The organism is Methanoplanus limicola DSM 2279, from assembly GCF_000243255.1.
In the GTDB taxonomy this organism is placed as follows: domain Archaea; phylum Halobacteriota; class Methanomicrobia; order Methanomicrobiales; family Methanomicrobiaceae; genus Methanoplanus; species Methanoplanus limicola.
This window is the reverse complement of sequence record NZ_CM001436.1, coordinates 2466736-2492228: the sequence shown is the minus strand read 5'-3', so window position 1 is coordinate 2492228 and position 25493 is coordinate 2466736. Positions and strand designations below refer to the sequence as shown.

Sequence of the window (25493 nt, the reverse complement as noted above, 5' to 3'; positions counted from 1 at the left end):
AACAAATCATTTCCTTCTAAGAGCAAGACACACAATGCCTGTAATAAGCACTGCCTGAATAATTATGACCGGAGATATGGGGCTTTTGTTCTTTTGGGAGTTAGTCTCTGATATATCCTTTGTCTCCGGGTCAATAACATATGACTGTACAGTCAGAGAATTCTCTTCGGCACCGTCCACAAAATATGTCCTGTCAAATATGTTCATGGTGTTGACAATCTCTGCATTTTTGTTTATATCATAAATAGTTACAATATATTCTCCGGGGCCAAAGGATGCTGCATCAACTTTTGTTGTCCATGTGTAATATGGTGTATCCTCTTTAACGTAAATATCTGAGACAACAATTTTTTTAAGCCCGGAATTTCCATTGACCGAAGGTTCTGCAACTAAATTAAATTCAGTTCCGGGTTTTAAATTGGTTGTGCCTGATAAAGTAACAACAGAGCCTGAAAGTGCATCCGGAAGTAAACCTTCATCATCCAGGTCAAACCTGATCCACGGCTCTTCAAGCAGGATCGGGAATTTCTGATACGGGCTGTTCTGTTCATACCTTAAAAAGACCTCATCGGGAAATGTTCCGGATTCAAGCTTATTTTTCAGCTCTGAAATCCCTGTATTACTACTGCTTACAGCATAAATGATCCATTTACCTGACATCAGATCCTTTGTATCTTCTGAGGAGATGATTATATTTTCATCTAAAATATTACCATCTTCATCAGCCTGAATGATATGGCCACTGCTATATGTCATATCGGGGATGGATGTTTTTTTGTACATCCAGATGAGGATGTCATTGCCTGCAATGCCTTTGCCTGTTACGGTAAGGTCCTGACCTTTTGCAAATCTACCTTCAGATATACCTAAGTCCGGATTTAAATAGAACTCTATTCCGGAATTTGGGGTAATATAACTGTAATTGTCATAATAGTCCCCGAAGGGTGCTGTTAGAGGTACGGATATTTTGCTCCTTTCAGCAGAACCTGCGAGTTCAACCATTGCGGGGGATATAAATACCTGTCTGGTTACCCTCTCCTCATTGCCCTCTTTCCAGGCACTGAACAGATAATATCCCGGCATTTTATCTTTCAGTTCTATGTTAAATGACCATTTTGCATCTGATCCGGGAGTTATCAGCGTTGCCCCTCCCGCTTTGTCCATCTCGTCCTTCAGATTGCCATTCTCATCATAGTTCTGCTCAAGGCTCAGCTCAAAATTCAGGACAGACTTCTCTTTAAAATCGGCATTTCCGGTTATAATAAGGCTGTCTGTCTGGACAAGTGCATAGTTTACAGGGTCTATTGTAATTGTTTCTCCTGCAAGGGCCGGCAGAGCTGTCAGTGCCAGGCATAATACTGCAAATACTGCATTTCTGTATTTAACTCTGTGAATCAGGTTTTTCATCAGATCACCTCTGTCAGTCATGTAAATCGGCATTTATATGTAAGTGATTTCTGTGAGAGATTTCGTCTAATGACTGATGCTCATCTCCTCTTCCTTCTGAGTGTTGCAGAATACAGAACAATAAAAATACAGACTATTCCGGTGAGGATGGTAACCGGCAGGAGCGGACTTTTTTTTGCAGGTTCATTAAGTTTCACCACTGTCTTTGACACCGGATCGACGCTGTATGACTTAACAATAAGTGTTTCTTCCTCTTTCTCCTCTCTGTTGTATATGTTGTCAATGACTTCAATTACTGCATTGTCCTCTGCCAGCCTGTAATCCCGGTCACTTACTCTGATTATATATTCGCCGGGAACAATGGCAGATGAGTCAAATAAGGTCTGAAAGCGTTTATCTCCGAATTCATCTATTTTAACTTCAATATCTCTGATTAATACTCCGTCTTTTTGTATCGGATTATCTCCGGTTGGCAGAATTTCAGCAGTAAGTACTGTTTTTTCCTCAAAATTGGTCCTCCCGGATACCAGTATGTCCTCACCGGAGAAGAGATCTCCTGTATCGTCAAGACTAATCCATGGCTCTATGACTTTTATCTTAAAACGCATGAATTTACTCTCTTCTTCATTGGCTTTCAGAATCTCTTCGAGTGCAACTGATGACCTGGGAGATTCTATGATCTGCTCTTTTGGGTCTGACCAGTCCCGGATGTCCCCTGGTTCCGGTGTTGTTGTAAGATAATCATAATACTCATCTTCATCTCCGTTAAACAGGTCTGATCTGTGTCTTCCGGAAATTTCTACGAAGATGTAGTAATCTCCCGGAGTCAGGCCCGATGTTACCTCCCTGTTGAAAGAAATTGTACATCTGCCGCAATATGAATCTGAGCCTGTATATGTGAAATATCTGTAATTGCAGTCCGGAAATGCACTGTAAAGCCAGAGGCCTGCTGATCTTGCAGGGATTGTAAAAAAGTCGATATTTATGTTGTTCCCGATTACAACCGGTTCTTCTGAGGATATATGTCCTGATGGCATATCGCAGTCAAATATTTCGATCATCTCTGACAGCAATTCAGATGATCTGTCGGGAACAAATTTGGAGTTCGGGCTGGCATAGTAATCAATATCAGGGGATATTTCGGAGAGTTTTTGGTTATCCGCGACTCTGCTTTCGTTATCAAATATTATTATCCTCTCGGCAAGTGCTTCATTTCCTGTTATTCCAAAGCTGTAATATCCCGGAATGAGTTCTTTTGTGTCCAGCTGCACTATCCACCTGGAGTTTTCATCCCCCCTGAATACATTTGTCGTACCCTTTTTTTCATACTGCCAGTCCATACTGTCAGGATAACTGTCGGCAATGAGGGAGTTTTCATTTGCAAAAAGCCATGTAAGTTCTGTTCCCGGTGAAAGCGAACTTGTTCCTGAAAGCTCAATAATGCCGCCTCCCGGTTTCTGGGGTACGGCTACCGGATCGATTGTAAGCACTTCTGCTGCAATTGACGGCGATATTATGAGGATAAACATTAATATAGCTGCAGTTGCGTATTTCGGTCCGTTTTTTCCGTAAATTATTTTTTTCATAATGAACCCTTTGGGTAATGTTGATATTATCCGGGTTTATGTAAGTGATTTCTGTGAGAGGTTTCGTCAGAATGACACTGCTGTCTTCCGGAAATTTGAGTGAACTTTTGTTTTTTTATACCGGATGTCAGGTTATTTGTACCTTTTATGTGTAATTCCTATATTATTCAGAGCATTTATTTTATAGTCATATATTATTTGTGAATTAATTTTGTGTAGCATTTTGTCAAAAATATAACTGCAATGACTGTATTTTTGCGGCCCCGGAATCTGTCTTATGCAGGTTGTATCATCCGGCTACGAAGTGTTGACTTCTCTCACAGAATATTAATATAAAGTACCGACTAATTTAAAAAAGGGATGATCAGTTGTGAGGTTTTTCTTTAGACGGGTTTTGAAAATTCTGGTTATAGCTGTCCTGCTGATCTCATTTTATCCTGCATCAGCAGTTACCGTGGAGTATTCGGTCCAGAACTGGGATGAAGCACCACCTGTAAGCGAAGCAAAGGCTCCTTTGGCAATTGATTTCTGGCAGGTATCTCCGGTTGTAATCCTTGCGGTTATGCTGACCCTGATTTCTCCCGTGTTTATTCTTCCGGCAAAGATTATTATTGCAGGGATGGGTATGTTATCCTTAAATTTCCGGCGTGTTGAGAAGAAGACAGTTCTCGATCATGAACTCAGGGGTAGAATATATGATTATATTGTTAGAAATCCCGGTGTGTGTTTTACTGAAATTGAAAAAAACCTGTCAGTAAACAGGGGGACACTGGAATACCACCTGAGAACGCTCAGACGTGAGCACAGGATTGCCGTTTTGATCAGGAAAAGAAGAGGTTTTTATTTTGAAAATTCAGGTCGGTATTCGCGTGATGAGATGGAAATGCTTGCAGCACTCAGAAATGATACCGACTATATAATCTGTGAATATCTTCTGCAATGCCCCGGTTCTTCGAGAAATGATATTGCATCCATTATCAGAACAACCTGTTCTACAGCATCATGGCATATGAAGAGGCTTTCTGATTCAGGCGTTGTATTCCCCAGTAAAGAAGGCCGTGTTGTAAGTTATCACCTTTCCTGCTCTGCCGAGAAGGTTCTGGAGGATTTGAGAGGAGAAAAGGCGGCTTAATGATATAGCTGTTCACATTGATTCACCTTTATTTGTATATGCTTTTAAAAATAATATGACTCTTGTTCTTATATGATTACAATGCAATATGAGATATTTTGCCGTCAAAATCGGGTATTCCCAGACCGGAAAATAAACGTACTTCCGGAGGCAATGGAGAAATTTGATTTTAAAGGGAGTTATATCCTGACGTTTAACCAGAAGGATGAAATTACTGTTGATGGCAGAAAGATAAGCATAATTCCGGCTAATGATTTTGATTGCTAAAAGCAGAGTTATTTATCTGAAAATATCTTTTTTGACACCGTGAATATATTATCAGTATTTTTCCGGATGACAGATTATTTAAATGAGCGGGGCAAAAATATATATTTAGAGCCAAATATATGACGCCTGAGGGGAAATCAAGGGAAGAAATAGATCGGATGCTTCTGTCTGCAGGATGGGTTGTCCAGGACAGGGACGATATAAACCTTGGTGCAGGTGTCGGGGTTGCAGTCCGGGAATTTCATCTCAGTTCCGGTTTTGCTGATTATCTTTTATTTGTGAACCGGAAAAAAGTCGGGGTTATTGAGGCTAAGAAGAAGGGTGCTACTCTTAGTGGTGTGTCTGATCAGTCTGATAAGTACCTGAAAGGTGCAGTGTCGGGTATCCCAAATAAGTTTGATTTCCTGCCTTTTGGCTATGAGAGCACAGGAAAGGAGACTTTTTTCAGGGATATGAGAGACCCGGAACCGAGGTCCAGGCGTGTTTACAGTTTTTTCCGCCCGGAAACTTTACTTGAATGGTCTAAGCAGGATATGACCCTCAGGGGCAGGATGAAGGAGTTTCCGCCTCTTGTTACAAAAGGGCTTCGTGAGTGCCAGGTGGAAGCCATAACAAGTCTTGAGCGTTCTTTTGCAGGAGATCACCCCCGGTCCCTTATTCAGATGGCTACCGGTTCAGGGAAGACTTTTACCGCTGTATCCTTTATTTACCGGCTGATTAAGCACTGCAATGCAGGGCGTGTTCTTTTTCTTGTTGACCGGACGAGTCTCGGCACTCAGACTTTTAAGGAGTTTCAGAAGTATGAAACTCCGGATGATGGGAGAAAGTTTACCGAGCTTTACAATGTTCAGCATCTTTCCGGGCAGAAAATAGATCCAGTATCAAGGGTCTGTATTTCAACGATTCAGAGGCTTTATTCCATTCTGAGCGGTGAGGAGGATTACAGCCCGGAAGATGATGAGATGTCGCTTTTTGAATCCGGTTTTTACGGAAGGAAGATGGAGGTTGTTTATAATCCGGAAGTTCCGGTTGAGACATTTGATTTCATTGTTACGGACGAGTGCCACCGTTCGATATACAATCTCTGGAGTCAGGTGCTTGAGTATTTTGATGCACATTTGATAGGGCTTACTGCGACTCCTTCTGCACAGACTCTCGGTTTTTTCAATAAAAATCTGGTTATGGAGTACGGCACTGAGAGGGCTATTGCAGACGGGGTTAATGTCGGTTTTGATGTGTTCAGGATTGTTACCGGGATTACAAAAAACGGAAGCACGGTTGATTCTGATTTCTGGGTTGAGAAGCGGGATAAGCTTTCAAGGGAGAGGAGATGGGAACTTCTTGATGAGGAGTTATCCTATACCGGTAATCAGCTTGACCGTGATGTCGTATCGGCGGACCAGATTAGAACTGTTGTCAGGACGTTTAGGGAGCACCTTTTCACATCTCTTTTTCCGGGGAGGAATGAGGTGCCGAAGACTCTCATCTTTGCGAAGAATGATTCCCATGCAGAGGATATTGTCGAGATTGTGAGGGAGGAGTTTGAGCGTGGAAATGACTTTTGCAAGAAGATTACCTACAGGACCGGCAGGAAACCGGATGATATGATCCGGGAGTTTAGGGGTTCGTATAATCCGAGGATTGCTGTTACTGTGGATATGGTGTCAACCGGAGTTGATATTAAGCCGCTTGAGTGCCTTGTTTTTATGAGGGATGTCAAATCCCAGGTCTATTTTGAGCAGATGCTTGGCCGTGGGACAAGGACGGTTGAGCTGACTGAGCTTCATCAGGTAACTTCGGATGCACCGGCGAAGGACCGGTTTATTGTGGTCGATGCCGTTGGTGTCTGTGAGTCATCGAAGAGTCCGCTTGTTGTTGTGGATAAGAAGCCCTCAGTTTCGTTTAAGAAGCTTTTGGAGTCGGTTGCTTCCGGGAATTATGATACTGATACGGTTTCAACGCTTGCGACAAGGCTTGCCCGTCTTGACAGGAAGATTGGGGATAAGGAGCGTGAGGAGATCTTTGACTCTGCCGGTATGCCGCTTTCAGGGATTGTGAATGATCTTTACAGTTCCCTTGATCCCGATGAGATTGAGGGTGCTGCAAAGGAGATGTTTTCAACTAAAAGTCCGGGTTATGATGAGCTTTCCGAGGCAGGTTTTGAGCTTAAGTCCCTTGCATGCAGGCCGTTTGACAGCCCGAATTTCCGGCGTCTGCTTCTTGATATGAAAACCAGGTCTGAGCAGGTGATTGACAGGGTGAGTGAGGACTCTCTTCTTGAGGCTGGTTTTTCAACGGATGCTTCCGAGCGTGCTATTTTAACGGTTGCGAACTTTAGGAAGTTTATCGAGGAGAACAGGGATTCGGTTACAGCCCTTCAGATTATTTACAGCCGTCCGCATAAGGAGAGGCACCTGACTTTTGAGCAGATTAAGGAGCTGTCTGAGATTTTGTCAGAACCGCCTTACGGTTTTACCCCGGATAATGTCTGGGCTGCTTATGAAAAGGTGGAGAAGGATCGGGTGAGGGGTGCAAATCCTCACCGGATGCTTACCGATATTATCTCGCTTGTCCGGTTTACGATTGGCAGTGATTACTATCTTGAACCCTTCTCCGAGACGGTTGAACACCGCTTTGAGAGGTGGATTAAGGAGAGGGAGTCTGCATACGCAAAAGGGAGCACAAACGACAGCGACACAAACACAACCGGCAACAAAAGCCACACAATCAACAACACTAACAAAACAAACGAAACTAACAGAAGCGGAAAGTTCACCCCTGAACAGATGGAATGGCTCAATATTATTAAAGACCACATCAGCACAAGCATATCCATATCCCCGGATGACTTTGAGTACAATCAGCGTCTTATCCAGAAGGGCGGTTTAATCTCCGCATACCGTGCCTTCGGTGACGATTTAAACACGATTATGGCAGAATTAAATGAGGCTTTAACGGTGTGAATATGGCTGATTATGATTTAGGGTGTCTGTCATCTCATGAATTTGAACTATTAGTCTGTGACATTTTCCAAAAGAAATGGAATGTCACTCTTGAAACATTCAAAGAAGGAAGAGACAATGGAATAGATATTAGAGGATGTTTCAAAAGCGGAACTACAATTATTCAGTGCAAACACTATTTCAAAAGTTCTGTAAGTAAATTAAAAAGTAATCTAAAGAAAGAAGTGGAGAAAATTGAGAAAATTAAGCCAAATGAATATATTGTTGTAGCATCAACCGGATTAACTCCAGGTAATAAAACAGAAATCAAGGATTTGTTTGAGCCGTATTGTCAGAGTGAGTCAGATGTCTTTGGCAGGGAAGACATTCTGAATTATCTTAGGAATAATGAGGATATAGTAAAAAAACATCCTAAATTGTGGTTTACAAGTTCTGCTGTATTTGAAAATATTTTGAACAAAGATATTTATAATGATACTGATATTGATATAGAAAATTTCATTGAGTTTCTACCAAAAATGGTAATAACAGAGGAATTTCAGAAGGTCGAAAAAATTTTAGAAGAGGATTCTGTATGTATCATTTCTGGAGAACCGGGAATTGGCAAATCTACACTTATGAAAGCACTGGTTGTTAAGTATTCTGCAAATGGATATCAACCCATTAAAATATCCAACAATATTAAAGATGCCTTTAAAATAATTGATAGAGGTAAAAAACAGGTTTTTTATTATGATGATTTCTTAGGCACCACATATTATAATATTAATGCTGGGAAAAATGAAGATAAGTCTATTGAGTCATTTGTTAAAGCTATAAAACGGTATAAAGGGAATATAAAGTTTATTCTTACAACAAGAGAATACATTTTAAATCAGGCGCAGCAAAAATCAGATGTTGCTGAAAGATTTGGAGATTTAGAATATATTATTTCGTTGAAGAATGCCTCAAAAACCATTAAAGCTCAAATATTATACAATCATCTTTGGCATTCAGAAATAAAAGATGAAAATATTGAACAAATAATTAAAGATGAGAATTATTTAAAGATAATTAATCACAGAAATTTTAATCCAAGAGTTATTGAGACAATGACTGATTCAATATTAGTTAATAGTTCTAATTTTGTAGACTCTTTTCTCTATAACCTTGAATATCCCGAAAAGATTTGGAGTAGAGTTTTTGGAAGTTGTATATCAGATTATTCAAAGACAATATTAGTTCTTTTAGGAATATTTGAGGGTGAAGCAAGCATTAATGCTATATTTGAATGCTTTAAATATTACTATTATTCTGAAGATGATTTAATAAAATTAAAAGAAGCATTTAATAATTCTTTGAAGGAACTGGATGGAACATTTACCTCATCAATAACTTATCACTGGGATTATGATAAAAAAATTAGATATAAAAACCCATCCGTTGAAGATTTCATCTATAATAAAGTATATGCTGATGATTTTCTTTTAGAGAGAATCTGTGATTGTATATCTGATGTAAATCAAATAATTGAAATATGGGACATTTTTGTAAGTCAAACTCAGGCATTTAATTCAGAAGATTATCCAAGATTTTCCAATTCTTATTTTTTGGCAATTAAAAGAATTGGGAAAAAATACATTGAATCTGGTATTAACGATAATTTGGCAACATTTACAATTCATTTATTATCAATTAATGGACAATTAAAAATAGGGAATATTTCTCAATATACAAATGATATCTTAAAGATGAATTTAAATAAATTCAAATGCAAGAGGGGTTTTTATTATAGAGACTTAACTTCAGTTCTAAAGGAATTAAATGGACATGAGGATGAATACAAACAAATTTACTATGAGATGGTAAATGAAGCAAAAATATTTCTTCAATCTGAGAATTATTCCTTCATAACGGATTTCACTAAAATAGTGGAATTTTATAAAATTACTGGGCTGAATCTTGAAGGGACATTTATTGAACCTTTAAAGTTGCAATTAGAACAAATTATCCAAGAAGGTATCATAATTGAAACTGATCCGGATAGTTGTGAAATTCAATTTTTTTGTTATGATTTAGATTCAAAATGTCACGAACAAGTAGGATCGGAGATTAGTGAATTAGAAAAATTAAATAGAGAAATTATTCATATAACTGATTTTTTTGAAATAGACAATTTTAAATTATCATACCCTATTGAAGAATATCTTGAAAAATACTATTCTGATTATGAGCCTGATGAAGATAGATATGAAGACTACTTGTTAGAAAGGGATCTCATTCAAGAAGAATCAGAATTTCAGGAAATGTTTGAAGGACTTCATGAAAAAAATTGCTGAATCATTATTTATTGTAAATGACTAATATATCTGAAATTCCATTAAATTGGGCAAATGTAATCATAGAAACCATTTGTAATACAACAAGTGGAGGAACTCCCTCAAGAAAAAATTCTTCATATTATGAGGGGAATATTCCTTGGTTAAAATCCGGAGAACTTGATTATAATATTATTTATTCAAGTGAAGAAACAATCTCAGAAAGTGGATTGGACAATTCAAGTACAAAGATGATTCCAAAAGGAACAATCTTAATTGCACTATATGGAGCAACTGTTGGAAAATTAGCTGTATTAGGAATTGATGCTGCAATTAATCAGGCAATATGTGCTATCTTTGTGCCAACTTCGCTATCAAAAAAATATTTGTATTGGTTCCTATTTGCTCAAAGATCTAAATTACTTAACTTAAGAAAAGGTGGGGCTCAGCCAAATATCAGTCAAAAAATAATTAATGAAATTGAGGTTATACTCCCACCACTCCCGGAACAGCACAGGATCGTTGAAAAGATCGAGGAAGAGTTCACCCGCCTTGACGCAGGCGTTGCCGAACTGAAGAAGGCAAAGGCATTAATCCCCAAATACCGGCAGTCAGTCTTAAAGTCAGCAATGTGCGGTGATCTGACTAAGGAATGGCGGGCGGAGAATCCGGATGCTGAGAGTGCTGAGGTTTTGCTTGAGAGAAGTCTAAATAATTTAAGACATAAATGGGAAACTGAACAATTAAATAAATTCAACGAAAGAGAGAAGGTTCAAAAAAATGATAAGTGGAAATTAAAATACCGTCCCCCTATTACTTCAAAAAATTTACCTCAAATAAAATTACCTCAAAGTTGGATTTGGGTCTCACCTGATGAAATTAAAGATTGTAATGACCCATATGCATTAGCCATTGGTCCTTTTGGGAGTAACCTTAAAGTTTCTGATTATCAAACAAAAGGAGTTCCTTTAATTTTTGTTAAAAATATTAGATCAGGGGTTTTTCAGGATGATAATACAAAATATGTTTCCATGGATAAATCTTTAGAATTAAAACCACATGTGGTGAATGGTGGAAACGTATTAATTACTAAGATGGGCGATCCGCCGGGTGATGCATGTTTATATCCAAAGGATTCTCAAAAAGCTATTATTACAGCCGATTGTATTAAACTGAATGTTTCAGATGAAATTCAAGATCCATTATTCTTTGTTTATGCAATAAACTCAGATATTATCAAAGCACAAATACTTCACATAACAAAAGGTGTCGCTCAAAAAAAGGTTAGTTTGGAAAGATTCAAAACTATAGGCATTCCACTCCCACCACTCTCAGAACAGCACGAAATCGTAAGCGAAATCGAGAGGAGGTTCTCGGTCATTGATGAGGTTGAAAGGGCGGTTGATGAGTCGCTTGTCCGGGCGGAGAGTCTTCGGCAGAGTATTCTTAAAAAAGCGTTTGAAGGAAAACTTGTCCCGCAGGACCCGGATGATGAACCGGCATCCGTTCTTCTGGAGAGGATTTTAGCGGAAAAGAAAGGGAAGAAAGAGGAGGCAGAGGAGAAAAAGAAGGCAGAAGCGGCAAAGAGAGTGAAACAGGGGAAGAAGAGTAAGGGTAATGAGAAAGAGAAGAAGGCTGAGCGGGGTCAGACCAGTGTAAGATCATGATTCCGGATAAAATCAGAGACTTCCTCGTGCCTGGTGAAGGGCAAAATATCGAATTTAAAGAGGACTGCCGGGATGTTGATGGCATTGATGCTATTGGTCAGGCGGTTAGTGGTTTTCTGAATACTTCAGGTGGTTATATTATCTGTGGTGTCAATGACGACGGAACAGTTGTCGGTGTTGAAGACTCTGATTTTAGAAAGGAAAATACTGAGAAGATACTTCTAATGGGAATCTCTCCAAAAGCACTGATTTCAGTTGATATTGCCGAAATTGAAGGTAAAAAAGTGCTCTTAGTCGAAGTCCCGGCAGGACTGGATGTTCCGTATTCATTCAGGGATGTTTATTATATCCGGAAAAACGACACTACAGTCGTAGCCGACAATGAAACTGTCCGTGATATGATCCTTAGGAATCAAGTTGAACCTGAAAGATGGGAGAGAAGGTTTTCAGCAGCAGATATTCACCAAGACCTTGACCTGAAAGAAATAGATAACACAGTCCGGGATCTTTCATTGTCCGGAAAACAGGCAAATATTGGAGTGTCGGGGAAAACTGATGATTTATCAGGTTCTGAAGGGACTGACGGTGCAGTAAAGGAGTCTTTCGGAATATATGGATATAGTCGTCTTAACCTTGCAACTGAAATTCTTAAAAATCTGTCATTATTTAGTTATGGCAGGCTTACAAATGCAGGCGATGTTCTGTTTACCAAAAATCCGGCAGTGAGATACCCACAGATCCGTCTCCGTGCTGCCTGTTACTTTGCCGGTAAAACGGATGATAAATACCTGGATATTGAATCATTTGAAGGACCACTGGTTTCTGTTCTTGAAGAGACTTTCAGGTTTGTTATGAGAAATACTGCTACATCTGCACATTTTGAGGATGACAACCTTAAACGAAATGAAAATAATTCATATCCTCCTGATGCTATCCGTGAAGGGCTTGTAAATGCTTTTGTTCACCGGGATTACAGTAGTTTTTCAGGAGGAATTTTTGTCAACATTTATCCAAATCGTCTTGAAATTACGAACTCCGGCTCTTTCCCCGAAGGTGTTACCCCGGAAAAACTCTCAGCCGGACATATCTCAGTCCTGCGGAATCCGGATATTGCTCACGTTATGTATCTTCGTGGATTTATGGAACGGTTAGGACGTGGCAGTGTAATGATTAGAGAGTCATGCACAAAATCAGGGCTTCCTCTTCCTGAATGGTCCGAAGACGGCCATAATGTTACACTGACTTTCTTTGCCACTGAAGTTACCCCCCAAGTTACCCCCTATGTCGCCCCTCAAGTCAACCCCCAAGTCACCCCTGAAGTAATGAAAATAATAAATGCCTTAAATGGTGAGATGTCACGGAATGAAATTCAGGAAATCCTCGGTTTAAAGGATGCCAAATATTTCCGTAAGGCATACATCCTCCCTGCTCTGAACGAAGGGTTAATTGAGATGACAATTCCCGATAAGCCAAAAAGCAGACTACAGAAGTACAGGCTTACTGAAAAAGGAAAGGAACTGAAGAACAACATGAAATCGTAATCGGGATTGAGAGGAGACTGTCATAGATAATATTGAAAAGGCAGTTGATGAGTCACTTGTCCGGGCAAAGAGTCTTTTGGCAGAGTATTCTTAAAAAAGCGTTTTAGGGCAGACTTATCCCGCAGGACCCTGATGATGAACCGGCATCCGTTCTTCCGGAGAGGATTTTAGCGGAGAAGAAAGAGAGGGCAGAGGCGGCAAAGAGAGCGAAACAGGAGAAGAAGGCTAAGCGGGTTAAAAAGGATAATCTGGCTAAATAGGAGGAATAACAGCAACTGATGACAGATTATCTAAGAAGGCCTGGAGGGCTAAATAATAATTAAACGAAGAATGAGATAAAAGAAGGAGCCGATATAATATTCTGTGGTCTTGAATTATTTCAGCAGTTCAAGTATTTCTTCTTATGACAGAGAATTTCTTTCAGAAACTTTTGTAATAATATCGTTAAGAGTTCCTCTTGCTATTTCATCGTGAAGTGGAACTGTAATATGATACTCTCCGTTAACTGTATTTGTCATTAGTCTGACATGACTGCCACGTTGCCGAACAATGGTATAACCCAATGAATTGAGTAGTTTTATTAGCTGAGAACCACTAACAACCGGAAACTTTGGCAAATGAACCAACCTGAAATTCAGTCAGAGAAACAACAGTAATGTCTTCCCCATCATTAATATTATCTTCATAATGCAATTCTACAGCCTCGTTAATATTTTGCATAAGTTCATCCAGTGATTTACCCTGTGTAAATATATCAGTCCCAATTCCACGGGCACACCAGAATTCTCCATTACGATATATATCAAATTTTATCAGCATACTTCTTTCTCCTCTATTTTTTATGTTTGATTCACATGAATATAATATGTCTCTTTGTGGGTATTTTCCTCTTTAATCCTCATCAAATTTTTGTAATTATTCTTAAATCCTGTTCTCATCTTAAGATCTATTGTATAGCTCCCTGCCATGTATTGCCCGCTCATAAAACGGCAGGTTCCTGTTTATGATATTCCTGAACTCACCTGGTGTTATGATAACAAAACAGGACGGTAAACAAAATTCCGGCAGTAAATCCAACAGAATAAAGCACCCGGAGAATAAAAACTAAAAAGCAAATAATGGCATCCGAATCTGCGGCACTTGTGCAAAAACTATGGAATTACTGCAATGTACTAAGAGATGACGGCGTAAGCTACGGGGACTACGTTGAACAGCTCACATATCTCTTATTCCTAAAAATGGCAGACGAACAGAGCCGCCCGCCATTCAACAGACCGTCCACAATCCCGGATGAATACAACTGGGAGAAACTGACATCAAAAGACGGCGATGAACTTGAACTCCAGTACCGCCACACACTCGAAAACCTCGGCAAAGAGTCAGGTCTTCTCGGCATAATATTCAGAAAATCCCTGAACAAAATACAGGACCCGGCAAAACTAAAACGCCTCGTTGACCTCATCGGAAAAGAGACGTGGATTGGACTTGACATGGACGTCAAGGGAGAGATCTACGAAGGACTTTTACAGAAAAATGCGGAGGACACAAAGAGCGGTGCCGGGCAGTACTTCACTCCAAGACCTTTAATACAGGCAATAGTTGAGGTGACAGGGCCAAAGCCCCTCCAGACAATAACCGATCCTGCATGCGGAACAGGCGGATTCTTCCTCGCAGAACGGGACTATCTCGTAAAAAACTACAACCTCGACCGTGACCAGAGCAGGTTCTTAAAAGAAGAGACCTTCAGGGGCGTTGAAATCGTAGACAGTGCAGCACGCCTCTGTGCCATGAACCTCTATCTGCACGGGATTGGAAGCGATGAAAGCCCGATAAGCGTAGGCGACTCCCTGCTCTCAGAGCCAAAAGAGCACTTCGACCTTGTCCTCACCAATCCTCCGTTTGGGAAAAAGAGCAGCTACACAATAATCAACGGTGACGGAAAAGCGGAAAAAGAGAAGCAGACATACGAAAGGGATGACTTCTGGGCGACAACATCCAACAAACAGCTGAACTTCCTTCAGCACGTAAAAAGCCTCTTAAAAATAAACGGCAGTGCAGCAGTCGTTGTCCCCGATAATGTCTTGTTTGAAGGCGGTGCCGGAGAGACCATCAGAAGAAAACTGCTTGAAGAGTGCGATGTCCACACACTCTTAAGGCTCCCCACCGGAATTTTCTATGCACAGGGTGTTAAGGCAAATGTCATCTTCTTTGATAGAAAACCCGGTAGGGAAGAACCTTGGACAGATTCGCTCTGGATCTATGATTTAAGGACAAATATACACTTTACCCTGAAGGAAAACCCTCTCACAACCGAGGACTTAAAAGACTTCATTGCCTGTTATAACCCGAAAAACCGGCACGAAAGAAGGGAAACAGAACGCTTCAGGCAGTTTGGTTATGATGATCTAATAAAAAGGGACAAAGTCAGCCTTGATATATTCTGGCTCAAAGACGACAGCTTACAGGACACTGAAAACCTGCCTGAGCCTGATGTCATAGCCGGAGAAATAACAGATAGCCTTCAGACTGCAATTGAGCAGTTTTCAGAGATTTATGAGGACTTAAAAGCAGAATAATATTCACTCATCATGGAAAATACTGGTATTTTTCCCGGAAGGCACTACTGCTCAGAACCATGCCGGGGTCCATTGAACGTGGTGAAGACAAAAAAATAAGGATTGTTGTTGAGAAGTTTAAGAAGAAGGAATAACCACTCAATTTTGAAGTTATCCTCTGGTGATATAGTTATTATCCTTTGTAAGAAGAAAATCTGTACATCTACGATACATTAATTAAATTGCCTGATAATACGATAATCTATATGTGCCGGGAAAATCAAAAATTTAAACGGGGTATATAATATGATAATTGAATATATTCAGGCAGCATTATCAAAAGCAAATTACGAGATTATTGAAGACGATGAGCCTTATTATGGTGAAGTTCCCGGACTTGCAGGAGTCTGGGCCACTGGTAAAACACTTGAAGAATGCCGTAATAATCTTGCTGAAGTGATCGATGGCTGGATTGTTATAAGGCTTAGAAAAGGTCTTTCCATACCGCCTATAGACGGATATAAAATAGAAGAGTTTTCAAGGATGAATACCGGTGTCACAGTCTAAATTATCACCTGTTTCATGGAATGAATTCATAAAGCGACTCAGGCAGCTTAATTTTGACGGACCATATCAGGGTGGTAAACACCCATACATGATAAAAGGTGATCTCATCCTGACTATTCCAAATCCGCATCAAAAAGATATTAGTGTCGATTTGCTGTCAAGAATACTAAAGCAGGCGAATATAACAAGAGAAGAATGGCTTAATAATTAATTGAATGTCAGACAATTTTTATTATTTCAACATCTCAACAATTCCGCCTGAAACCAGCGTTAATTCAGTTGGCACAGGTCGGGCATTCCTCAACACACCAGTCCATCCACTGTGTACTTCTCAGCTCTTCGGCTGTCCCTGCATCAACACCGTAGACATTTTCATAAAAGTCCAAAAGCCAGTCTGACAGCTCAATGTCCTCAAATAATTCCGGATAGGAAGCCTTCGCAATTACCATAACATCAACCGGATACTCAAGCCTCTTGGCACAGTTGCACGGAGTCCATGGCAGTGCTGCAACTCTTCTCTCTTTCACTGCCGTTAGTTCGGCCAGATTCTGGTAATACGGAGCAGAATAAAGTTCCTCAGGCGGATGGTAACCGGAGGCTGTACAGAGCACAATCACATCCGGATCTAATGCAAGTATCTGCTCCGATGAAACGGTCTTAAAATACCCGGCTTCATCAAAGGCATTTTTAGCATGGCAAATATCGGTTATAAAATACGACTCAATAGTATCAAGCCCGAAAACCTGCCCGGCGCCACCGGCCTTTCTTGCAGTCGGCGAAAGACCGAATATCAGCACTTTCGGCTTCTCACCACCGGGAACATTCTTTGTCCGTTCAGAAACGATCAGAACCTGCTCTTCAAGATAGGCCGCAAGCTTTTCAGCACTCTCCTCCTCTCCGAATACATCGCCCACAATTCTTATCTCATCCGAAATTTTGGTCAGATCAGGCTCATCATAGCAGTTTGGACCATAGATTACCACAAGCGGAATGCCAAGCGATTCAATAGTCTCAATTGACTTCTTAACTGATTCATCGTCAATATAACGGACCGAACATGAACCAGCCCTCATAATTACAACATCCGGATTTAACGATGACAAAGCCTCAAAATTAAGAGCTGACCCGGACTCACTTATCCTTGGAAGATCTATAATCCAGCGGTTAAGATAAGTGACAGGGTTCATCCCGTCTTTATACTCATAAGATTCGCCACCGGCAGTCTGGTAGGTATAATTAAAATTCCTCTGGATACATGACGAGCCAACCCCGACAATCTTATCTTCAACACCCAGAACAGTCATAATGCCTTCGACCATACCGTCTGAGATCGTAACAACCCGGTTGATCTCAGCCGGAATTTTAACCTCAACCCCCCTTGAGTCGGTAACTGTCCTGAATTCATCTGCACCTGCGGCTTTTACTGTATCTGCCGACTGTGCGGTACAGCCGCAGAAGACCGCAGAAGCCGCAAGCAGAATAAAAAGGAGTGCAAATATTCTGTTATTCATCTGTATTCTCCATCATACAAATTATTCCCGTACTGCGTGACATCCCACCAGAAGACAGTACTCATATTTGTTCCTGAGATCTCACAGCAATCTTTCTTTTTATCTGATATTTCCTCAAGATAGCTCTTTAAAATCTCCTCCTGCCTTTCGGTCTGTACATTATAGACCCTGCTGTAATGCGACAGCATAACATTCATATCGGGAAACACGGTCCTGCTCTCAATCCTGCGGACCTTCATATCCGGATAAATACCCATGGAATAGAGGACATTATAGATGATATCGGCCTGCGGAGTGCAGCAGAAATCCCTGCCATGAAGCTCCGGCCAGAGCTTAACCATACCTCTCTCCCAGTCCGGCAGCCCTGAAATCCAGAATATATACACCCGTCCGGACGAAACCGCACACATCTTACGGACTGCCTCCCCCAGGTCCTGCATCCCAAGCGAATAAGAAGCAATTACAAGGTCATAAGGGCCTGATAGTTCAGTAAAGGGGTCAAGGTCCTCCCAGCGTTTCCTCACAATATCCAGGTTGGACACCCCTTTTCGGGCTGCATACTTCTCCATGACATCCGCCATACCGGGTGAAGGCTCAACCGCCGTTACATGGGCAACCTTACCTGCAACCGGCACTGCAACAGTCCCCGGCCCTGAGCCGATATCCAGTACACGAAATTCCGGAGATAAAGGCAGTTCCCCAAGAATATAATTCAGCCTTGTTGGGTCATCCTCTGAACTCTTCAGAAAACTCTCTGCCTGTTCCTTACTCTCCCATATCGAGGCACATTCACCATACGCACCACAGCTGATATTTGCACTGTTGACCTCATTCCAGATGAGATCCCAGTCAGCTCCGATGCTGTTTCTCCTGGTATTCATTCTTCATTCCTCCACACACCAGTTCATCCACTGTGCTGCCCTGAGTTTCTCTGCCGTGTTATCATCCACGCCATATACGTTCTTGTAAAATCCAGTCAGCCATTCATCGAGTGCGACATTCTCAAACTTCTCCGGATATGCAGCCTTTGCAATGACCATCAGATCTATCGGATATTCCAGTCTCTTTGCACAGTTGCACGGCGTCCACGGCAGTGACATTACACGCCCGGTTTTTACAGCCGAAAGTTCCCTCAGTGACTCATAGTATGTAGCTTCAGTCAGCTCTCCGGGAGGGTGATATCCCCATGCAGTACAGAGAACGATAACATCGGGGTCAAGGGCAAGGACCTGCTCGGCATTCACAATCTGAAACGCCCCGGCTTCAACCTGGTAGGCATTTATGGCATTTACTGAATCCTCAATCATATAGGATTCCGTTGTCCCAAGCCCCTGGACAACACCCGCACCGCCCTGTGCACGGTGTGTGGGTGATAAGCCAAACATCAGGACAGACGGCTTTTCATCTTCCGGAATATCTGCTGTCCGCTCTTCTACAAAAGCAGTCTGTGACTCAAGATATCCGGCAATCTCTTCTGCCTCTTCTTTTTTACCGAAGACATCGCCGATAATCCCAATCTCATCAGAGATCCGGGACAGCGAGGCGTCTTCGTAACAGTTGGGGCTGTACAGGACAACAAGCGGGATGCCAAGTGATTCTATAGTCTCAATCGTCTTTTTTGCAGTCTCGCTGTCCTTCTCCTGGAGGGAACAGCTGCCAAGCCTGAGGATCACAACGTCCGGTTCAAGCGAAGATAAAGTCTCATAATTCATCGCAGAACCTGACTGCATAACAAGCGGCAGCTCCCTTATCTCCGGATATAAGACCTGCATGATATTGCACCCGCCCGAACCGTTTACATATCCGCCGTCATCTGTCGGATAAGAGTACGTCCAGTCCTTCTGAATACAGGCAGAGCCAAGCCCTGAGAGTGTGTCCTCAACTCCAAGTGCATACATCACACCCTCGACAAGCCCGTCGGATACAGTCACAACACGTGTAATCTCAGCCGGAATTTTAACCTCAACGCCCCTTGAATCGGTAATAGTCCGGTAATCTCCTGAATCTGCCACTGTATCCAAAGGGCCTTTTTCTGCCGTCTGGGATACGCATCCGGCAGAGAAAATAAGAAGGAAGACCAGGGCAGAAATCGAAATGATCCACCCTGCGGTTCCCTTTACCTGCATCTGTCAGTCTCCCACCAGAGTTTCATTCCTGTGGTTGTCCCCGGAAAGAGGAGATTTCCGTTCTCCTCTGCCAGTGAACTTTTCAGGTACCGGGCAAGGACAGACTCCTGCTCTGCGGTGGATACGCCATACTGCTCCCTTAAATCATCAAATGCCGTATCATAGTCCGGGTAATGGAAATTATTTGCAAAAGTCCACGGTTCGGCATGTGGATAAATATCCATTGAACAGAGGAGGTTAAAGAGCACATCTGCCTTCGGTCCGCAGCAGTATTCCCTCCCGTGAAGCTGAGGCCATAAATCCACCATCCTCTGCTCCCATGCTGTAATTCCGGCAAACCATAGCAGACAGACCTTTCCGGATGAGACCGCATTCATCTTTTCAACAGACTCTTTTATATCCGGCATTCCAAGCGAATGAGATGCAAAGACAATATCGTAACTGTCCATAAGGTCAGTTCCGGGAACGACATCCTCCCACCTCTTCCGTACAATATTAAGGTTGTTAACGCCTTCTTCTGCGGCATACCCGGCCATAACATCCGCCATACCGGGCGACGGTTCAACTGCGGTCACATGCCCGGCCATCTTTGCAAGCGGCACTGCAAGAGTCCCCGGCCCCGAACCGACGTCCAGAATTCTGCTGTCTTTATCCGGATTTAAAAATTCAACAACTTCCCTGACACGGCCGGGGTTCTTGTTTGACCGGTCAAGAAACTCCTTTGCCTTCTCTTTACAGTCCCATATACCTGCACAGTCACCCTTCCCCCTTGAGAGAAGATTTTTCTCATATTTCTCTTTCCAGACTAAATTCCAGTCGGTATTTTCTGTCATTATATTAATCTCCTTAATCTTTTTCACACTGCATTCAGGGAGACTTCACAGGCCCTGCTGCTCATCTCCGGATCGCTTAAGTATTCTGAATACGCCGCACGGGATTTTTCCGGGTTCATAATACAGCCCGGCATAACCATCCGGACACCGCCAATCGACCTGACTGAGCATGCATCACTGTAGATCACAGAGAGAGTTTCCTCTGATATGACCTCGGACGGCGGTCCGTTGGCGACGATGCCCTCACTGCCGACGACGACCACACGGTCACAGAACCAGGAGACGTGGTTTGGGTCATGGCTGCACGCAATGATGGTCTTTCCGTCTTCTGATATCTCACGCATAATCTTCCAGATCTTCATCTGGTTCTGGAAATCAAGGGCACTTGTCGGCTCGTCAAGGAAAAGGACAGGCGTATCCTGTGCCAGCGCCCGTGCCATGAGAACCATCTGCCTCTGCCCGCCGGAGAGCTGATTATAAGGGCGGTCTGAGAGGTCTGAGATCTCGAGTTTTTCAAGTGCGTCAAGGGCAATCTGTTTGTCCTTCTTTTTTACGCCGAAAAATCCGCCGAGATGCGGAGTCCTGCCCATCAGGACAACTTCCCGGACAAGGTACGGGAAGGGCGGCTTATGCTCCTGCGGGACATATGAGACCACCTTTGCAAGCTCTTCTGTTTTTTTTCCTGAAGTAGGTTCACCGTTCATGGATACTGTCCCTCTTCCGGTTTTCAGAAAGCCGAGGCAGCATTTAAACAGTGTCGTCTTCCCGGACCCGTTAGGGCCGAAAAGTCCGCATAACTCTCCTCTGTCCACACCAAAGGAAATCCCGGAGAGGACCGGAAAATTCCCGTATGAGAAATGAATGTCATTTACCTGGATCATAATATCACCCGAAGATCACACCGCCTTTGTTTCTCAGCAGGTAGCAGAGGTACGGTGCACCAAGAATTGAGGCTAAAATCCCCACCGGAATTTCGGCACTTGTAATTGTCCTTGCGAGGGTATCGCAGACGATGAGGTAAAATCCGCCCATCATGAGCGAGGCCGGAATCACAAAGCGGTTGTCGGGGCCGAGCAGCATCCTTGAGGCATGGGGCATCATAAGCCCGACCCAGGCAATTATGCCGACAAGCGAGACCGCAAAGGCGGTTACGGCGGTGGCGAGGGCGACAACGATAAACTTGTACCTCTCCGGATTTACACCGAGGGTTCTTGCCTCCTCGTCACCCATCGAGAGGATATTAAGCTTCCATCCAAGTGCCCACAGTATGAAGAAGCAGACTATCACAACCGGACCGAGCATGAAGACGTCGTTCCAGGTTGCATAGTAAAAACCGCCCATGAGCCAGAAGACTATCTCCCTTAATGCCGTATCGTCCGCCATATATTTAAGCAGTGATACCAGTGCTGCAAAGATGGAGCCGATAATGACTCCGGCAAGGATGAGCGTTACAATCGGTGTCTCGCCTCTAACCCGTGCCAGCATATAAGCCATTGCAACAGCCATCGATCCGAATGCGAAGGCTGAAAGCTGAATTGAGAAGAATATTGCAGGGAATACTATTCCCATTGCGGCACCAAATGCTGCTCCGGATGACACACCCAGGATATAAGGCTCAACAAGGGGGTTTCTGAATACGCCCTGAAATACCGCACCGGCGATTGCAAGAGCACCGCCGACGAATACCGCAAGCAGAATTCTTGGTACCCGTATATCCCAGATTATTGTATTATGAAGTTTTGGGATCTCAGTAGTATCTCCGAATGTGATATGGGTGAATATTGTCTTATAGACATCGGCAATTGTTATGTCATATGCACCCATCACAACCGCAACTGAAGCTGTTACGGCGAGTATGATGAACAATATTCCCAGGATGGCAGTTTTTTTTGCCTCATTAAATCCGTCGGAGCAGTCATAGCCGATATTTGATAGCTTCTCCCTCAGACTGAAATGCTCAGTCATCTTTTTCTGTCTCTCCTGCACTTACGCATAATTCTAAAGTTTGGTATTACAATATATTTAATCTGTAGTACTGATTATGTATTTCTCTCCTTTAGATTTAATTTTTGTAAATATTTTTAATAATTTTGTAATACTAAATATTGTCTAAATTTGTTCGGGTGTGCCTAATCATTGTGGGAATTATTTCTTGGCTCTTCGTCAAATTGTGTGGGTATTTAAATACTTCATCTAACAAAATTTCTTTGTTGGAACATGCTTGAAAAGGAACTATTTCAACTTGCATTGAATATTGAAGAGCCATGGTATATTGAAAATATTGAGTTTAATCCTGATGAAAACAAACTTGACATTTGGATTAATTTCATAGCAGGATCAGAATTCATTTGCCCTAAATGTGAGAAAGAAGATTGCAAGGCATATGATACATCTGAAAAAATATGGCGACATCTAAACTTTTTCCAGTATAAATGCTATCTTCATTGCCGTGTACCAAGAGTGAAATGTGAAGAATGTGGTATTCATCTTGCAAAAGTTCCCTGGTCACGAAAGCAAAGTGGCTTTACACTCCTTATGGAGAGCCTAATAATCATAATGGCCCAGAAAATGCCAGTATCACATATTTCTGAACTAATTGGTGAAACCGACACAAGAATATGGAGAGTTATTAGTCATTACGTTCACAAAGCTCGTGATATTGAGGATTTTTCTGATGTTACATCCATTGGTATTGACGAAACCTCGTGCAAAAAGGGTCATGACTATATAACGGTGGTTGCTGATCTGGATAATTCAAAAGTCCTGTATTTAACTCATGGAAAGGATTCCTCTACAATTAAGAGTTTTAAAGAGGATTTTTTAGCTCATAATGGTGATATTGAGAATATCTCCCAAATCTGTTGTGATATGTCTCCCGCTTTCATTAGTGGCAGCAAAGAGAATTTTCCGAAGGCCGAAGTCACTTACGATAAATTCCATGTCATGAAAATCATGAATGAAGCAGTTGATCAAGTTAGAAGGGAAGAACAGGTGAATAATCTCCTTCTTAAAAGAACACGCTATATTTGGTTAAAAAATCCTCAGAATTTAACCAGTAAACAAAAAAAGAGTCTTGGAAACCTAAAGGATATGAATCTAAAGACTGTAAGGGCATATAATATAAAATTAAGTCTTCAAATGTTTTGGAGCGTCGAGGATCTAAACACTGCGGTGAAATATCTAAAGAAGTGGTATTTCTGGGCAACACACTCAAGACTTGAACCAGTAATTACAGCAGCAAAAACAATAAAATCTCATTGGACCGGCGTGGTTAATTACATCAAATCTCATGTTACCAATGGTATCTTGGAGGGGTTGAATAGTTCAATTCAGACTCTCAAAAGAACTGCAAGAGGGTACAAAAATATTAAGAATTTTATGACTATGGTTTACCTGAGACTAGGTCAGCTTAACTTTGGGTTACCCACATGAAATAGCGAAGAACCTATTTCTTTAAGTATCAGATCATATTTTATACCTGTTTGGTAATTTCAGCCTGGATTAAATACTGCCTGTTGCCTGTATTTTCATAATATCCGTTTATCCCTTTTTCTGGATTTCCGGGAGAAACAGATGAACAATTATATGCCAGTCATTCCAATGTGGATATATGAATAATGAAGAAGTTGAGATCAATGATTACACCCTGAAACTCTCAGGTAATGTCGATGAGATTGAAAATTTGGAGGATGTCTTAAATAACCTCTCAACAATGGGTGACAAAAGTAAATTTAAGCAGTTTTTACTCTTTTCAATGCCTTTTGCACTACCATACAGCCATAATATCTATGTTTCAAAGGACGGCCTCGTTTATGTGGATATATTTGAAAAGGATGATATTACTCTGGAAACTCCTTTAAACTATGAAATTGGTAATATTCTGGATTTTTAAGTCAGAGTGTCCGGGTTATTTCAGCAGTTGTTCTTCATTGGCCCCCAAATTTGACACTTGATTCAAATATGTATTTTACACTCCCGAAATATACAAAAAAAAGTCGGAATTGAATTTGATCGTTAGTAGAATTTAAGGGTAAAATGAGAGTTATATTTTTAGATTATTCATACTGCATTAAATTCAGGCACCTAAATATATGAAGAAACAAGTCTCTCTTTTTCATTCAGAGCAATTGAACTGACGCCCTCTGTACTAAGCTCACTAAGAGAGTAATAGGAACCTCCTGATCTCTCTGCTATATCCCTGCAATAGCCAAGCTGAAATTTAATGAAGGAATTTTTAACGGATTCCGTATCTATTATTACAGTGTGAATTCTCTCATCCCGGAATCTCTCGGATATTGAGAAAATTTCTTCCTTAATGTTCTTCCCAAATCCGTAATTTGCCCTGCCGTCAGAGATGAGGATAATCAGAGGGATTATATCCTCCCTTTTTTTCTTCTCATTCATCAGGACCTCATAAGCCTTCATAAGACCGTGTGATAAGGGAGTTTTTCCTCCGGTGGGCATTTCCCTGAGATATTTATATGCCAGATCAACACTGTTACAGAGAGGCAGGACAACTTCCGCTTCACTGCCCCTGAATGCAACAATGCTGACTCTGTCCCTGTTTCTGTAGGCATCTTCAAGAAGCGAGAGAACCGCACCCTTTGCGCATTCCATCCTCTTATCCGCACCCATTGAGCCACTGATATCCACAACAAAGACACATGTTACAGAAACTTTTCCGACCCTTATCCTTTCACGTATGTCAGAGTCCTTAATTATAAGCCTGTTTCCGTTCTTCTGCCTTTTTTTCTGGTGGACAGATGCCACACGCATAGTTGCATCAAAAGCGATATCGTCCATATCCTTAGGCATGCAGATACGTGCATACCTCCCACGGTTCTTTTCAGAAAGAGTGTCCACACGCCTCCCGGATACATATAAACGCTTCATCCGGTCTTTGCATGAACTGTAGTTAATTCCTGATGTCTCGATAGGTCTTCCGATATCAAATACCATCTCCTGAGGAGGAGATCCGCTCGATGGAGGTATTTCGTTGTCGCGGTTCTCTTCCTCTTCAGGAAAATCGAAAGGTGGGATC

General features: G+C 41.8%; 22 protein-coding genes. 10 read left to right on the top strand and 12 right to left on the bottom strand.

What is annotated here, in order from left to right; all coding sequences use genetic code 11:
• Positions 1-6: 6 nt before the first annotated feature.
• On the bottom strand, positions 7-1428 hold the full coding sequence (locus tag METLIM_RS11745; protein WP_157202305.1) for a hypothetical protein: 1422 nt from the start codon (positions 1426-1428) through the stop codon (positions 7-9).
• 59 nt (positions 1429-1487) lie between these two features.
• Entirely contained in the window at positions 1488-2993 is a 1506-nt protein-coding gene (locus METLIM_RS11740) for a hypothetical protein (protein ID WP_004078671.1), read from the bottom strand.
• Between the two features lie 394 nt (positions 2994-3387).
• Here METLIM_RS11740 and METLIM_RS11735 point away from each other — a divergent pair, with 394 nt between their 5' ends.
• The 5 genes from METLIM_RS11735 (at position 3388) to METLIM_RS11715 (ending at position 12860) form a co-directional block, all read left to right on the top strand.
• On the top strand, positions 3388-4125 hold the full coding sequence (locus tag METLIM_RS11735) for a winged helix-turn-helix transcriptional regulator (protein ID WP_245543533.1): 738 nt from the start codon (positions 3388-3390) through the stop codon (positions 4123-4125).
• 425 nt (positions 4126-4550) lie between these two features.
• On the top strand, positions 4551-7355 hold the full coding sequence (locus tag METLIM_RS11730) for a type I restriction endonuclease subunit R (protein WP_217177978.1): 2805 nt from the start codon (positions 4551-4553) through the stop codon (positions 7353-7355).
• Between the two features lie 2 nt (positions 7356-7357).
• Positions 7358-9673, top strand: a complete 2316-nt coding sequence (locus METLIM_RS11725; RefSeq protein ID WP_048145972.1) for an nSTAND3 domain-containing NTPase — start codon at positions 7358-7360, stop codon at positions 9671-9673.
• A 17-nt stretch (positions 9674-9690) separates the two neighbouring features.
• Positions 9691-11319 carry a restriction endonuclease subunit S gene (locus METLIM_RS11720; protein ID WP_004078667.1) on the top strand — a complete coding sequence of 543 codons (1629 nt, stop codon included), beginning with the start codon at positions 9691-9693 and terminating at the stop codon, positions 11317-11319.
• Positions 11316-12860, top strand: a complete 1545-nt coding sequence (locus METLIM_RS11715) for a Fic family protein (RefSeq protein ID WP_004078666.1) — start codon at positions 11316-11318, stop codon at positions 12858-12860. Before METLIM_RS11720 ends, METLIM_RS11715 begins: the two co-directional genes overlap by 4 nt.
• A gap of 401 nt (positions 12861-13261) precedes the next feature.
• Here METLIM_RS11715 and METLIM_RS16265 read toward each other — a convergent pair whose 3' ends face one another.
• From METLIM_RS16265 to METLIM_RS16715, 3 genes are read right to left on the bottom strand one after another with little or no spacing between them, the layout of a single operon-like run.
• Complete coding sequence (locus METLIM_RS16265) at positions 13262-13477, bottom strand: type II toxin-antitoxin system HicA family toxin (RefSeq protein ID WP_004078665.1); 216 nt, start codon at positions 13475-13477, stop codon at positions 13262-13264.
• Positions 13455-13679: a type II toxin-antitoxin system HicB family antitoxin gene (locus METLIM_RS11710; protein ID WP_004078664.1), complete on the bottom strand. Its 225-nt coding sequence runs from the start codon at positions 13677-13679 to the stop codon at positions 13455-13457. The genes METLIM_RS16265 and METLIM_RS11710 overlap by 23 nt, the downstream gene beginning before the upstream one ends.
• 20 nt (positions 13680-13699) lie before the next feature.
• Positions 13700-13843, bottom strand: a complete 144-nt coding sequence (locus METLIM_RS16715; protein WP_004078663.1) for a hypothetical protein — start codon at positions 13841-13843, stop codon at positions 13700-13702.
• A 135-nt stretch (positions 13844-13978) separates the two neighbouring features.
• Between METLIM_RS16715 and METLIM_RS11705 the strand changes: the two genes are divergently transcribed.
• From METLIM_RS11705 to METLIM_RS11695, 3 genes are all read left to right on the top strand, one after another.
• Complete coding sequence (locus METLIM_RS11705) at positions 13979-15436, top strand: type I restriction-modification system subunit M (protein ID WP_004078662.1); 1458 nt, start codon at positions 13979-13981, stop codon at positions 15434-15436.
• Between the two features lie 285 nt (positions 15437-15721).
• Positions 15722-15982, top strand: a complete 261-nt coding sequence (locus METLIM_RS11700; RefSeq protein ID WP_004078661.1) for a type II toxin-antitoxin system HicB family antitoxin — start codon at positions 15722-15724, stop codon at positions 15980-15982.
• The gene (locus tag METLIM_RS11695) at positions 15969-16193 is read left to right on the top strand and encodes a type II toxin-antitoxin system HicA family toxin (RefSeq protein WP_004078660.1); all 225 of its coding nucleotides are present in this window, start codon (positions 15969-15971) and stop codon (positions 16191-16193) included. The genes METLIM_RS11700 and METLIM_RS11695 overlap by 14 nt, the downstream gene beginning before the upstream one ends.
• Positions 16194-16257: 64 nt before the next feature.
• Here the strand turns inward: METLIM_RS11695 and METLIM_RS11690 are convergent, their stop codons facing one another.
• Genes METLIM_RS11690 through METLIM_RS11665 form a run of 6 tightly spaced genes read right to left on the bottom strand, consistent with a single transcriptional unit; the run spans position 16258 to position 22417 of the window.
• On the bottom strand, positions 16258-17493 hold the full coding sequence (locus METLIM_RS11690; protein WP_004078659.1) for an ABC transporter substrate-binding protein: 1236 nt from the start codon (positions 17491-17493) through the stop codon (positions 16258-16260).
• A complete protein-coding gene (locus tag METLIM_RS11685; RefSeq protein WP_004078658.1) occupies positions 17490-18374 on the bottom strand; it encodes a class I SAM-dependent methyltransferase in 885 nt (294 codons plus the stop codon). The genes METLIM_RS11690 and METLIM_RS11685 overlap by 4 nt, the downstream gene beginning before the upstream one ends.
• 3 nt (positions 18375-18377) lie before the next feature.
• A complete protein-coding gene (locus tag METLIM_RS11680; RefSeq protein WP_004078657.1) occupies positions 18378-19619 on the bottom strand; it encodes an ABC transporter substrate-binding protein in 1242 nt (413 codons plus the stop codon).
• Complete coding sequence (locus METLIM_RS11675) at positions 19610-20452, bottom strand: class I SAM-dependent methyltransferase (RefSeq protein WP_004078656.1); 843 nt, start codon at positions 20450-20452, stop codon at positions 19610-19612. The genes METLIM_RS11680 and METLIM_RS11675 overlap by 10 nt, the downstream gene beginning before the upstream one ends.
• A 23-nt stretch (positions 20453-20475) precedes the next feature.
• On the bottom strand, positions 20476-21333 hold the full coding sequence (locus METLIM_RS11670; RefSeq protein WP_004078655.1) for an ABC transporter ATP-binding protein: 858 nt from the start codon (positions 21331-21333) through the stop codon (positions 20476-20478).
• 4 nt (positions 21334-21337) lie between these two features.
• On the bottom strand, positions 21338-22417 hold the full coding sequence (locus tag METLIM_RS11665; RefSeq protein WP_004078654.1) for a FecCD family ABC transporter permease: 1080 nt from the start codon (positions 22415-22417) through the stop codon (positions 21338-21340).
• 252 nt (positions 22418-22669) lie between these two features.
• Between METLIM_RS11665 and METLIM_RS11660 the strand changes: the two genes are divergently transcribed.
• Together METLIM_RS11660 and METLIM_RS11655 are read left to right on the top strand one after the other, a co-directional pair.
• Positions 22670-23884, top strand: a complete 1215-nt coding sequence (locus METLIM_RS11660) for an ISL3 family transposase (protein WP_004078653.1) — start codon at positions 22670-22672, stop codon at positions 23882-23884.
• 178 nt (positions 23885-24062) lie between these two features.
• Positions 24063-24344, top strand: a complete 282-nt coding sequence (locus METLIM_RS11655) for a hypothetical protein (protein ID WP_004078652.1) — start codon at positions 24063-24065, stop codon at positions 24342-24344.
• Positions 24345-24535: 191 nt separating this feature from the next.
• On the opposite strand, the gene METLIM_RS17450 is transcribed toward METLIM_RS11655, so the two are convergent.
• The gene (locus tag METLIM_RS17450; RefSeq protein WP_052300922.1) at positions 24536-25411 is read right to left on the bottom strand and encodes a vWA domain-containing protein; all 876 of its coding nucleotides are present in this window, start codon (positions 25409-25411) and stop codon (positions 24536-24538) included.
• Between the last annotated feature and the right edge of the window lie 82 nt (positions 25412-25493).